The 12,948-nt window shown below is 59.9% G+C and carries 11 protein-coding genes; 8 read left to right on the top strand and 3 right to left on the bottom strand.

Going from position 1 to position 12,948, the window contains the following annotated elements:
* Positions 1 to 200: 200 nt before the first annotated feature.
* The 7 genes from xdhA (at position 201) to AC2FNN_RS15945 (ending at position 9,585) form a co-directional block, all read left to right on the top strand.
* Positions 201 to 1,562: a xanthine dehydrogenase small subunit gene (gene xdhA, locus AC2FNN_RS15975; protein WP_496759500.1), complete on the top strand. Its 1,362-nt coding sequence runs from the start codon at positions 201 to 203 to the stop codon at positions 1,560 to 1,562.
* On the top strand, positions 1,559 to 3,961 hold the full coding sequence (gene xdhB / locus AC2FNN_RS15970) for a xanthine dehydrogenase molybdopterin binding subunit (RefSeq protein ID WP_496759499.1): 2,403 nt from the start codon (positions 1,559 to 1,561) through the stop codon (positions 3,959 to 3,961). The genes xdhA and xdhB overlap by 4 nt, the downstream gene beginning before the upstream one ends.
* Complete coding sequence (gene xdhC, locus AC2FNN_RS15965) at positions 3,961 to 4,896, top strand: xanthine dehydrogenase accessory protein XdhC (protein ID WP_496759498.1); 936 nt, start codon at positions 3,961 to 3,963, stop codon at positions 4,894 to 4,896. Before xdhB ends, xdhC begins: the two co-directional genes overlap by 1 nt.
* Positions 4,893 to 6,410, top strand: coding sequence for an ABC transporter ATP-binding protein (locus AC2FNN_RS15960; RefSeq protein WP_496759497.1), 1,518 nt, complete (start codon positions 4,893 to 4,895; stop codon positions 6,408 to 6,410). Before xdhC ends, AC2FNN_RS15960 begins: the two co-directional genes overlap by 4 nt.
* A 63-nt stretch (positions 6,411 to 6,473) precedes the next feature.
* Positions 6,474 to 7,556 (top strand): ABC transporter permease, encoded by a 1,083-nt coding sequence (locus AC2FNN_RS15955; protein WP_496759496.1) that lies wholly within the window; start codon positions 6,474 to 6,476, stop codon positions 7,554 to 7,556.
* 3 nt (positions 7,557 to 7,559) lie between these two features.
* Positions 7,560 to 8,480, top strand: a complete 921-nt coding sequence (locus AC2FNN_RS15950) for an ABC transporter permease (RefSeq protein WP_496759495.1) — start codon at positions 7,560 to 7,562, stop codon at positions 8,478 to 8,480.
* Positions 8,481 to 8,511: 31 nt separating this feature from the next.
* Positions 8,512 to 9,585: a BMP family ABC transporter substrate-binding protein gene (locus AC2FNN_RS15945; protein WP_496759494.1), complete on the top strand. Its 1,074-nt coding sequence runs from the start codon at positions 8,512 to 8,514 to the stop codon at positions 9,583 to 9,585.
* A 124-nt stretch (positions 9,586 to 9,709) separates the two neighbouring features.
* Here the strand turns inward: AC2FNN_RS15945 and AC2FNN_RS15940 are convergent, their stop codons facing one another.
* Genes AC2FNN_RS15940 through AC2FNN_RS15930 form a run of 3 tightly spaced genes read right to left on the bottom strand, consistent with a single transcriptional unit; the run spans position 9,710 to position 11,762 of the window.
* Complete coding sequence (locus AC2FNN_RS15940) at positions 9,710 to 10,507, bottom strand: metal ABC transporter permease (protein WP_496759508.1); 798 nt, start codon at positions 10,505 to 10,507, stop codon at positions 9,710 to 9,712.
* Positions 10,507 to 11,247, bottom strand: a complete 741-nt coding sequence (locus AC2FNN_RS15935; protein ID WP_496759493.1) for a metal ABC transporter ATP-binding protein — start codon at positions 11,245 to 11,247, stop codon at positions 10,507 to 10,509. Before AC2FNN_RS15935 ends, AC2FNN_RS15940 begins: the two co-directional genes overlap by 1 nt.
* Positions 11,248 to 11,249: 2 nt before the next feature.
* On the bottom strand, positions 11,250 to 11,762 hold the full coding sequence (locus AC2FNN_RS15930) for a transcriptional repressor (protein ID WP_496759492.1): 513 nt from the start codon (positions 11,760 to 11,762) through the stop codon (positions 11,250 to 11,252).
* Between the two features lie 57 nt (positions 11,763 to 11,819).
* Here AC2FNN_RS15930 and AC2FNN_RS15925 point away from each other — a divergent pair, with 57 nt between their 5' ends.
* Entirely contained in the window at positions 11,820 to 12,815 is a 996-nt protein-coding gene (locus AC2FNN_RS15925; protein ID WP_496759491.1) for a zinc ABC transporter substrate-binding protein, read from the top strand.
* The last annotated feature ends 133 nt before the right edge of the window (positions 12,816 to 12,948 follow it).

Genomic DNA, 12,948 nt, shown 5'->3' with positions numbered 1-12,948 from the left:
TACAAGTGGCTGCCCATTAATCAGAAAAAACGGTCACAGGCCGTATACGTCTAATGGTGTATAACAGAGGCGGTTTTTCTTGCCAGACAAGCCGCGCTGTTTCTAACATCTCATGGCAAGCAATTCGCCCGCCACTCTTTCTACGTCGCATCGAAGGAGGGCCACAAGGGCGCAACCGGGTAAGGCGACGGGTTTCTCGAATGAACATCACGTTTCTTCTGAACGGAGAGACAGTGGAGTTGGCTGATATCGATCCGACAGCCACCCTGCTGGATTGGCTGCGCGAAGATCGCGGGCTGACCGGCACCAAGGAAGGCTGCAACGAAGGCGATTGCGGGGCTTGCACCGTGATGGTGACGGATGACGAAGGCGCCAAGGCCCTGAACTCGTGCATTCTGTTTCTGCCGCAACTGCATGGCAAAGCGGTGCGAACGGTCGAAGGCGCCAGCGGCCCGAATGGCGAAGCGCACCCCGTCCAGCAGGCAATGGTTGATCTGCACGGCTCGCAATGCGGCTTCTGCACACCCGGATTCGTCATGTCGATGGTGGCCGGGCACACGAACGGTGCAACGGACCATGACACTTTGCTAGCAGGCAACCTGTGCCGCTGCACCGGCTATGCGCCGATCATTCGCGCGGCGAAAGCGGCCGAGGAACAGCCCGTTCCGGTTTGGGTCAAAGATAAACCACCTGCAACGGTTGCCGCTGCGCGCATGCTGCCAACCTCATCCAACGAATTGGCCGCCGTATATGCCGAGAACCCGAACGCAACTCTGGTCGCTGGTGCGACCGATGTGGGCCTTTGGGTCACCAAGCAACTGCGCGAACTGGACCCGGTGATCTTCCTCAACCGCTGTGATGATTTGAAGAAGATCACACTCAGCAGTGAAGAAGTCCGCTTTGGCGCAATGGTCGACATGAATCGCATGGCAGATGCATTGGTCGATCTGCATCCGTCCTATGCCGAGATGATCCGCCGCTATGCCAGCGTTCAGGTCCGCCATGCGGCCACTGTCGGCGGCAATATCGCCAACGGCTCGCCCATCGGGGACAACCCGCCCGCGCTGATCGCATTGAACGCGACACTGCACCTGCGCAAGGGCAACGATCGGCGGGCGATCCCGCTGGAAGAGTTCTTCATCGACTACGGCAAACAGGATCGGGTTCCGGGCGAGTTTGTTGAAGCCGTCAGCTTCCCGCGCCAACCAGATCGCCTAAAGGCTTACAAGCTCAGCAAACGGTTTGATCAGGATATCTCGGCCGTCTGCGGCTGTTTCAACATAACCGTTTCGGAAGGCAGCGTCACACAGGCGCGCATCGCCTATGGTGGCATGGCTGCTATTCCGAAACGGGCGACCCATGTCGAGACCGCTTTGATCGGCAAACCGTGGACGCGCAAGACCGTTGACGCCGCGCTGCCATCCTTTGCCGACGACTTTTCGCCACTCACGGATATGCGCGCCTCGGCCCTGTATCGACTGGAAACCGCCAAGGCGATGCTGAAACGGTATTTCCTGGAAGATCAGGGTGAGATCACCAATGTGCTGGAGGTGTCGGCATGAGCGTGACGCAAGCCCTGCCCCACGACGCCGCCCCTTTGCATGTTTCGGGCGCGGCGCGGTACGTGGATGACATCCCGACACCCAAGGGCACGCTGCACCTGGCCTTCGGCCTGAGCCCGATTGCCAAGGGCAAGATCACCGCAATGGATCTGTCGGCTGTCAAAGATGCCAAGGGTGTCGTGATGGTCATGACGGCAGAAGACCTGCCTTTTGCCAACGATGTCTCGCCCTCGATCCACGATGAGCCGCTGCTGTCGGACGGCACGGTGCACTATATCGGTCAGCCCGTGTTCCTGGTTGTCGCCACCAGCCATCTGGCCGCCCGCAAAGCGGCGCGATTGAGCAAGGTCGACTACGCCGAAGACGCGCCGATCCTGACGATCGAAGAGGCGCTGGCCGCCAACAGCCGGTTTGAAGACGGTCCACGCATCTATGCCAAGGGCGATGCGGATGCGGCCATTGCCAATGCGCCGCATGTGATCGAAGGTTCGTTCGAATTGGGCGGGCAGGAGCATTTCTATCTGGAAGGTCAGGCCGCGCTGGCCGTGCCGAATGAGGGCGCGGATATGCTGGTGCACAGCTCGACCCAGCACCCGACCGAGATTCAGCACAAAGTGGCCGACGCTCTGGGTGTTCCGATGCACGCCGTCCGGGTCGAGACCCGCCGCATGGGCGGAGGATTTGGCGGCAAAGAAAGTCAGGGCAACGCTTTGGCAGTGGCCTGCGCCGTGGCTGCCCGCGTGACCGGCAAGGCCTGCAAGATGCGCTATGACCGGGACGATGACATGATCATCACCGGCAAGCGCCACGCTTTCCGCATTTCGTACAAGGCCGGGTTCGATGAACACGGCCATGTACAGGGCGTCTCATTCCACCACTATGCGATCTGCGGCTGGGCGCAGGACCTGTCCTTGCCTGTGGCCGACCGGGCGATGCTGCACTCGGACAACGCCTACCTCTTGCCGAACGCCCGGATCGAGAGCCACCGGTTGAAGACCAACACCCAATCTGCCACGGCCTATCGCGGGTTCGGCGGCCCCCAAGGCATGGTCGGCATCGAACGTGTCATGGACCATGCCGCGCATGCGCTGGGTTTGGATCCCGTCGAGCTGCGCCGCCGGAATTACTATGCACCCGCGCACGCGGTTGTCGAGCGCGCACCCACAGAAAAACCAATGGGGCATCCCGATCCGCACGAAGACCTGACCAGCCGCGGCGCTGTTGAAATGGGTGACGCACCGGTGCGTCCTCTGCCCGCCGGAGGCAACACCACACCCTATGGGATGGAGGTCAGCGATTTCGAACTGCATGGCATGACCGAGGCGTTGCTGAAATCCAGCGACTATGCCGCGCGCAAGACGGCTGTCGCGAAATGGAATGCCGAGAACAGCGTAATCAAAAAGGGCATCGCCTTTTCCCCGGTCAAGTTTGGTATCTCGTTCACGCTGACCCACCTCAATCAGGCGGGGGCACTGGTACATGTCTATCAGGACGGATCAGTCCACTTGAATCACGGTGGCACCGAGATGGGTCAGGGCCTGTTCCAGAAAGTCGCACAGGTCGCCGCGTCGCGTTTCGGCATCCCGCTGGAGATGGTGAAAATCACCGCCACGGATACGGCGAAAGTACCAAACACGTCTGCGACGGCGGCATCTTCAGGAAGTGACCTGAACGGTATGGCGGTGAAGGCCGCTTGCGACACGATCCGCGACCGGATGGCCGCCTATCTTGCGGAACGTCATCAGGCCGATCCATCAACGGTCACGTTCTCGGATGGGCATGTCTCGGTCTCAGAAGAACGCTATACCTTCGCCGAAGCCGCCGCACTGGCCTATCAGGGGCGCGTCAGCCTGTCGGCGACCGGGTTCTACAAGACGCCCAAGATCGAGTGGGACCGGATCGCCGGGCGCGGTCGCCCCTTCTTTTATTTTGCCTACGGCGCTTCCGTTACCGAGGTGGCGGTGGACACTCTGACCGGTGAAAACCGCATTCTGCGAACGGATATCCTGCATGACGCGGGCGCGTCGCTGAACCCGGCTTTGGACATAGGTCAGGTTGAGGGCGGCTATGTACAGGGTGCAGGGTGGCTGACGACCGAAGAGCTGGTCTGGGATGACACGGGAAACCTGCGCACGCACGCGCCTTCGACCTACAAGATCCCGGCCTGCTCGGACCGGCCGGACATCTTCAACGTCACGCTTTGGGATGGCGAAAACCGCGAGGACACGATCTATCGCTCGAAAGCTGTAGGCGAGCCGCCTTTCATGCTGGGGATCTCGGCCTGGCTGGCGCTGTCGAACGCCGTTGCCGCCTGCGGAGACAGATACCCGGCCCTGAACGCCCCGGCCACGGCCGAAGAGGTTTGGCGCGGGGTCCAGAGGATGAAGGGAGGCACCTGATGGGATTTGACCCTGAGGCTTTGAGGGAGGCGGTCAAAACCCACGGCAAAGTGGTTCGGGTGGTCATCGCCGGGATCAAAGGGTCGTCCCCGCGCGAGGTGGGTGCTGCGATGCTGGTCTGGAAGGACGGGCAAAGCGGAACCATCGGTGGTGGTACGCTGGAATACCAGGCCGCGGAGGCCGCACGAACGCAAACAGTCGCCACGCGCCTGACGCATCACACGCTGGGGCCGGACATGGGCCAATGTTGCGGCGGAGCAGTCTCGTTGTTCAGCGAGGTCTATGATCTCAGGAAGGTTGAAACGCTGGATGATACGATCATTGCACGATCAGCATCCGGTGGCGCCATGCCTCTTTCGGTCAAGCGAGTGCTGGCGGCAGCACGCAGTCAGGGTATTGCAACCGAACCACGCCTGATCGACGGCTGGATGATCGAACCGGTGCATAAACCGGCGCGAAACCTGTGGATCTGGGGCGCAGGTCACGTCGGACGTGCGCTGGTGGATGTTCTGTCCCCCCTGCCCGATCTTGCGATCACTTGGGTCGATACCGGCCCCGAGCGCTTTCCCGACGTGATTCCCGACGGCGTGACCGATCTGCCGGCGACGAAACCGGCCGAACTTGTGCGACATGCACCGCCCAATGCCGAGCACCTTGTGCTGACTTATTCACACAATCTGGATTTAGAACTGTGCAACAGGCTGCTTTTGCACGATTTCCGCTTTGCGGGACTGATCGGCTCGGCTACCAAATGGGCGCGGTTCCGATCGCGGCTGGCGGCCCTTGGGCATCCGCCCGACCGGATAAGCCGGATTACCTGCCCGATTGGTGACCCGTCGCTGGGCAAACACCCGCAGATGATCGCCGTGGGCGTCGCAGCGCAACTGCTGCGTCCGGCCCGGCAGAATGAGTTGAAGAAGGACCTGAGCGCGTGACCACTCCATTGCTGAGCCTGCAAGGGTTGACCAAAGCCTATCCCGGTGTCGTGGCCAATGATCAGGTGTCCTTTGACATCGGTGAGGGCGAAGTTCACGCCCTGTTGGGGGAAAACGGGGCCGGGAAATCCACGCTGGTCAAGATGATCTATGGGCTGGTGAAACCTGACAGTGGCACCATGCTGTTGCGCGGTCAGCCTTTTGCGCCGCCTGAACCCCGTGCTGCGCGGGCTGACGGAATTGCGATGGTGTTCCAGCATTTTTCGCTGTTTGACGCGCTGAACGTGGCCGAGAACATCGCCTTGGGGATGGAAAACCCACCCGCCATGGGTGATCTGGCCTCGCGCATCCGCGAAGTGTCGGAAACCTACGGCCTGCCGCTGGATCCGTTCCGCACTGTCGGCGATCTGTCTGCCGGCGAACGCCAGCGTGTTGAAATTATCCGTTGCCTTCTGCAAGACCCGAAGCTGCTGATCATGGACGAACCGACCTCGGTACTGACCCCGCAGGAGGTCGAGATCCTGTTCGAAACGCTGAACAAGTTGCGGTCCGAAGGCACGTCGATCCTGTATATCTCGCACAAGCTGGAAGAGATTCGGACCCTGTGTGACCACGCCACGATCCTGCGTCTGGGCAAGAATGTGGGCGAGTGTGTCCCCTCTGAGACCTCGGCCCGCGACATGGCCGAACTGATGGTGGGAACGGCCCTGCAAACCCCGGAACGGTCGGGGCGTGAATTTGGCGCAGTGACACTGGATGTCAGCGGGTTGTCGGTGCCTTCTCCGTCAGAATTCGGTACCGCATTGCGCAACGTGCATTTGACCGTCCGCAAGGGCGAGGTTCTTGGCATTGGTGGCGTTGCGGGCAACGGGCAGGATGAATTGCTGGGCGTTTTATCCGGTGAAATCCTGACATCTGCCGACGCGATCAAGTTCAACGGTCAGGCGATTGGCAAGCTGGGTCCGACCGCGCGACGCAAACTTGGCGTGTTGACCGCGCCCGAAGAGCGGCTGGGCCATGCCGCTGCCCCGAACATGAGCCTGACTGAAAACGCGCTGTTGACCGGGTCGGTTCGAGAGGGTCTGGAAAGCAACGGCTTTCTGAAATGGGCCGAGACCAAGAGCTTTGCGGAAAAGATCATCGAGATTTTTGACGTCCGGACACCCGGTCCGGAAAATGCGGCGCGGTCATTGTCAGGGGGGAACCTACAGAAATTCGTGATCGGGCGCGAAGTGCTGCAAAACCCGGATGTGCTGGTGGTGAACCAGCCAACCTGGGGCGTGGATGCCGCGGCGGCAGCGTCCATCCGGCAAGCCATTCTGGACCTGGCGGCAAAGGGAACGGCGGTTGTCTGCATCTCTCAGGATCTGGATGAGTTGATGGAAATCTCGGACAGCTTTGCTGCGCTGAACGAGGGCCGCCTGAGCGCACCACGTCCGACAACCGGACTGACAGTGGACGAAATCGGGCTGATGATGGGCGGTGCCCACGGAATGGAGGTGGCGCATGTGTGATCTGTCGGGTCGCCTTCGGCGAGAGTATTTGAAAAAAGATGAAGAAGTCAGGGGAACGAGCTGATGATTGTGCTGGAGAAACGTCCTCAGCCTTCCAGGGTCTGGTCTTATGCGACGCCCTTGATTGCAGTTTTGGCGACGATGTTTTTTGGCGGGCTATTGTTCGCCATACTGGGCAAGAATCCGGTTGAGGCCATCGGCACCATCTTTTGGGAACCTCTTTTTGGTGAATTCGCCTTTTATTACCGCCCGCAGCTGCTGGTGAAAGGCGCTCCGCTGGTGCTTATCGCCATCGGTCTGTCGCTGGGCTTTCGTGCAGGCATCTGGAACATCGGGGCCGAGGGACAATATATCATGGGGGCCATCTTTGGTGCAGGTGCCGGGCTGGCCTTTTACCCTTTGGACGCCTTCTATATCTTTCCGATCATGGTGATTGCCGGCGCCTTCGGCGGCTGGTTGTGGGCGATGATCCCCGCCTTCCTGAAGGTGCGTTTCGGCACCAACGAGATTCTCGTCTCGTTGATGCTGGTCTATGTGGCCGAGCAGATGCTGGCCTCGGTTTCTCTGGGATTGCTGAAGAACCCCGAGGGGTTTGGCTTCCCGGGGTCCCGCAATCTGCAATCCTATGACAGTGCGCATAATGCCGAGCTGATCGCCGGATCCGGCATGCACTGGGGTGTTGTGACCGCGTTGATCGCGGTGATCTTTGCCTATGTCCTGCTGAACCGGCACATGCTGGGCTTTCACATCCGCCTGACCGGTGAAGCACCGCGCGCCGCGAAATTTGCGGGTGTGAACCCCGCCCGCCTGATCCTGTTCTGTCTTGGCCTGTCCGGTGCGCTGGCGGGGCTGGCGGGGATGTTCGAGGTTTCCGGCCCTTCAGGCGTGGTCAGCATCGACTTTAATGTCGGCTATGGTTTTACTGCCATCATCGTGGCCTTTTTGGGTCGTCTGCACCCTGTGGGCATTCTGCTGGCCGGTGGCCTGATGGCGCTGACCTATATCGGCGGTGAAATCGCGCAGTCGCAGCTGGGCCTGCCTGCAGCTGCCATTCAGGTGTTCCAGGGCATGCTGCTGTTCTTCCTGCTGGCCTTCGACCTATTGACCAACTACCGCATCCGTGCGGCCCGTAGCGAGGTGGCGTGACCCATGGACCTAGGTGAAATCAATCCCGTACTTCTGGTCGCTTCACTGATGGTGGCCGCGACCCCCCTGCTGCTGGCCGCGATCGGAGAGCTGGTCGTAGAAAAGGCCGGCGTTCTGAACCTTGGCGTCGAGGGCATGATGATCGTGGGCGCGATCAGCGGTTTCGCGATTTCAGTCGAGACCGGCTCGCCCTGGTTGGGCTTTGTTGCTGCCGCGATCGGCGGCGCTGTTCTTTCGCTGCTGTTCGTCTTGCTGACGCAGTTTGCGCTGGCCAATCAGGTGGCGAGCGGTCTGGCGCTGACCCTGTTTGGCCTGGGGTTCAGCGCGTTGATGGGGCAAACCTATGTGGGGATCAAGCCCCCCAGTATGGGCGACATCCATATTCCGCTGATCAGCGATATCCCGATTGTCGGTCCGATCCTGTTTCAACATGACCCGATCCTGTACGTGGGCATCGCAATCACGGCGGCCGTCTGGGCGGTGCTGAAATACACCCGTCTTGGTCTGATCCTGCGGGCAGTCGGTGAAAACCACGACGCCGCGCATGCGCTGGGCTACAAGGTGATCAAGATCCGCATTCTGGCCATCATGTTTGGCGGCGCCTGCGCCGGTCTGGGCGGGGCCTATATCAGCCTGATCCGCGTACCACAGTGGACCGAGGGCATGACCGCCGGTGTCGGCTGGATCGCATTGGCCCTTGTTGTCTTTGCAAGCTGGAAGCCATGGCGGGTCCTGTTGGGTGCCTATTTGTTCGGCGGCATTACCGTGTTGCAGCTTAATTTGCAGGCGGCAGGCGTTGCCATTCCCGTCGAGTATCTGGCAATGTCGCCCTATATCATCACGATCCTTGTGCTTGTGATCCTTTCGGCCGACAAGAGCAGCGCACCTGCCTCGCTGGGCCGGACCTTCCATGCCTCACACTAGGGGCCAACAGTACCAACTTGGGGAGTAACACATGAAATTCACTGCACTTCTGACGAGCGCCGCCATGGCGCTGGGTCTGGCCTCGGGGGCCATGGCCGAAGACAAGACCAAGGTCGGTTTCGTCTATGTCGGCCCGGTCGGCGATGGCGGCTGGACCTATGAACATGACAAAGGCCGGCAAGCCGTTGAAAAAGAGTTCGGCGACAAGGTTGAAACGGTATTCGTTGAATCCGTTCCCGAAGGCCCGGATGCCGAGCGTGTGATGACCCAGATGGCGCTGGAGGGCGCAGATCTGATCTTTACCACCTCGTTTGGCTACATGGACCCGACCATCAACGTGGCCAAGAAATTCCCGGACGTGAAGTTCGAGCACGCCACCGGCTATAAAACCGCCGACAACGTCTCGGTCTACTCGGCCCGTTTTTACGAAGGTCGTGCGGTTCAGGGCCACATCGCCGGTAAAATGACCAAGTCGAACATCATCGGCTATATCGGGTCCTATCCGATCCCCGAGGTGATCCGCGGCATCAACTCGGCCTATATCCACGCCAAGAAGGTGAACCCGGATGTCGAGTTCAAGATCGTCTGGGCCTACACGTGGTTCGACCCGGCGAAAGAAGCTGACGCCGCCACCGTTTTGATCGAACAGGGCGCGGACGTAATCCTGCAACACACCGACTCGACAGCGCCGCAAGCAGCAGCGCAAGAGGCCGGCAATGTGATCACCTTCGGTCAGGCGTCGGACATGAGCGAATACGCACCGCTTCCGCGTGTGTCATCGATCATCGACAACTGGGCCCCCTATTACATCGCGCGGACTAAGGCCGTAATGGACGGGACCTGGACGTCTTCCAACACCTGGGACGGTATCGGGGCAGGAATGGTTGAAATTGGCGAGATTTCGGATGCGGTTCCCGCAGATGTCAAAGAAGAGGCGCTGGCCCTGAAGGCGGCGCTTGCAGATGGCAGCCATCACGCGTTCACTGGTCCGCTGAAGAAGCAGGACGGCAGCGACTGGCTGGCAGAAGGCGAAACTGCTGACGATGGCACGCTGGCTGGCATGAACTTCTATGTTGAAGGGCTGGAAGGCGAAATTCCGCAGTAAGCTGTACCGACAAGGAAACGAAAGGGCCTGCAATCCGTGTGCGGGCCCTTTTTTGTGCTGTGCGCACCTGAGGTGCCGAACAACGAATGAGTTTACCTGGCCCGCGCAATCAAGCTCAGATCCATCACACCCTGCCCTGTCTTCGCCACCCCACCACGCTGAGACAGGCGAACAAAACTGCGGCGACGCAGACAATCGATGGCCCCGCCGGAGTATCGAACACATAGGCTGCGCGTAACCCCGCAATCGAGGACATCGCGCCTATTGCTGCGGCTATCAACGCCATTGATTCGGGCGATCGGGCCAGATTTCGTGCCGCGGCCGCGGGAATGATCAGCATCGCCGCGATCAGCAATACACCCACGACCTTGATCGCAACAGCCACGGTTACCGCCAGTGACAGTGTCAGAATCAACTGTTCCCGCCTCGGGTCGAACCCACTGGCATAGGCCAGTTCTTCGTTCAATGTGGCCGTCAAAAGCTGAGCCCATCGCCAGGCGATCAGCGCCACGACAAGCACCGCCCCGCCCCAGATCACAAGCAGATCCGAACGGGATACCGCAAGAATATCGCCGAACAGATATGCCATCAAATCAATGCGGACGCCGGACAAAAACGAAACGGCAACCAGACCGAATGCCAAGGCGGAATGCGCCAGGACCCCCAGCAGCGTGTCCATCGCATAGCCACGACCAGCCAACAAAGTGACCGTCAGCGCCATAATCAACGCAACAGCCAGCGCACCGGTGAAGATCGACATCTGAAAGGTCAGTGACAGGGCCACGCCCAGAATCGCGGCATGTGCGGTTGCGTCACCGAAATACGCCATGCGGCGCCACACCACGAAACATCCAAGAGGCGCCGCCGCAAGCGCAACGCCAATACCTGCAAGCGTTGCACGCATCATGAAATCGTCAAGCATCATTCCGCCGCTTCCTGAGGATTTGCACCATGGTCGTGATGGTGATCATGCTCGTGCCGGTACAGGGCAAGCGCACCGCCTGTTCCCGTTCCGAACAAGGCCCGGTATTCGGGTGCCGAAGCGACCACCGCCGGTGATCCTTCACAGCACACATGGCCGTTCAGACAAATCACCCTGTCCGAGGCGCTCATGACCACGTGCAATTCGTGACTGATCATCAGGATTGCACATCCGGTTTCGCGGCGTACGGCCTCAATCTGCTGATAGAAACTCGCTGACCCGCGCTGGTCCAGCCCCTGGGTCGCCTCATCCAGCAGCAGAAGGTCGGGCTGGTTGATCAGCGCCCGCGCCAGCAACACACGCTGAAACTGCCCGCCGGACAGTTGCGACATCTGACGTTTCAACAGATCCGGGACGCCCGCTTTTTCCAATGCCTCGACGCACTGACGGCCGGATACACGGTCTGTCAGTCGCATGAATCTCTCGACCGAGATTGGCAACGTGGGATCCACGTGCAGTTTCTGCGGCACGTACCCGATCTTCAATCCGGGTTTCAGCGATACGTGCCCGGCACTTGGCCTGGTCGCACCGATGATGGCGCGCAACAGGCTGGTTTTGCCCGACCCGTTCGGCCCAACGATGGTGACGATCTCGCCGGGTTCGACAGCCATGTCCACATGGCTCAGAACAGTGTTTGAACCATAGCGAACACTGAGATTCTCGACTGAGACGAGCGTCATTTTCAGGCCTTTTCGGTGCAGTCGGGGCAAAGTCCCTCGGCTTCTACAACCGTTCGTTCGATCTCGAAACCCGCTGCGCGCGCAGCGGCACCCAGAACACCTTTGGCTGGCGTGGACTGCGCCTCGGCAACGGCATCGCACTTTCTGCAAATCATGAATGCCGGCGAATGCGATGCGCCGGGATGAGAGCAGGCAACAAATGCATTCAGCCGCTCGATCTTGTGAACGAACCCGTTTTGAACAAGGAAATCAAGCGCCCGATAGGCGACCGGAGGTTGAGATCCGAACCCTTCCTCTCGCAGGCGGTCAAGAATTGCATAGGCACCAAGGGCCCGATGCTCTTGCAGCAGCATTTCCAAGACCTTGCGGCGCACCGGCGTCAGGCGCAGCCCCTCGCCCTTGCAGCGCGCCTCGGCCGATACCAACGCAGTTTTGACGCAACTCTGATGGTTATGTTCCTGAAACCCGACCGGGGCCGTCTCATCGGCAGAGACAGGATTTGTATCGCTTGTCATGTTATTTCATATCATGTATTGCCACTCGTAACGTTATAAAATCACACAGAGGGTCTGATGTCCAGAAAGCTTCTTCCAGTTTCGATCACGGTTGCATTGATGGGAGGAACGGCCATCGCGGACGTTCCGAACGTCGCGGTCGATATCGCACCGATCCACTCGCTCGTTTCCCGGGTTATGGATGGCGTCGGAACACCGGCCCTGATCGTCGCACCAGGTGCCTCGCCTCATGAATACAACCTGCGCCCGTCCGAGGCGGCCGCATTGCAGGATGCCGATCTGGTGTTCTGGGTAGGAGAAGACCTGACACCTTGGATGGAAAGTGCCATCGAAACCCTTGCCGACAGCGCGACGGTCACGTCCCTTCTTGACGCGGATGGTACCGTTCTTCTGGAGTTCCGCGAAAGCGCCGTTTTCGAGGCACACGATCATGGCGGCAAAGACGAACATGATCACGACGACCACGCCAAGGATGATGATCACGATCACGAAGAACATGCCGATCAAGAAAAGCATGATGAGCCTCATGATCACGCGCATGGCGCGCACGACCCACATGCGTGGCTTTCACCGGCGAATGCAGAAACTTGGCTGAACCTGATCGCCGCGCAGCTGTCGTCTGCCGACCCGGACAATGCAGGTGCATATTTTGCCAATGCCGCAGCCGCGCGCGCTGAAATGGCCGCGCTGTCTGCACAAGTGGCCGAGACGCTTGGACCGGTTCGCGGAGGAAGCTTCGTCGTATTCCACGACGCCTACCAGTATTTCGAGGATGCATTTGACTTTCCGGCCGCAGGTGCGATTTCCGTCGCCGACGCCGCAGACCCGAGCCCGGCTCGTATCGCCGAGATTCAAAGCCGTATCCGCGAAGAAGGTATCAAATGCGTTCTCGCCGAGCCGCAGTTCAACCCCGGCATCGTCAAAACCGTGCTGGACGGGACCGAGGCCAAAACGGGCGTAATCGATCCGCTGGGCTCTGATCTGGAACCCGGAGCGGATCTCTACCCGCAAGTCATTCTCAACATGGCAAAAACTCTGGCCGAGTGCCTCTAGCCCTGTTGCAAGCCCGGCTCAGGTTGAGAAACCGGCCGGGTTCAACCTTTCAGGTGACGGGGCGGGTCAACTCGGCGACCGAAAAAACGGCAAGAACTTCATGCTTAACGGCAATGTCAGGGAAACCGGGCAC

The organism is Ruegeria sp. BHSA118 (assembly GCF_059613405.1).
This window is presented reverse-complemented; position numbering and strand designations above follow the sequence as displayed.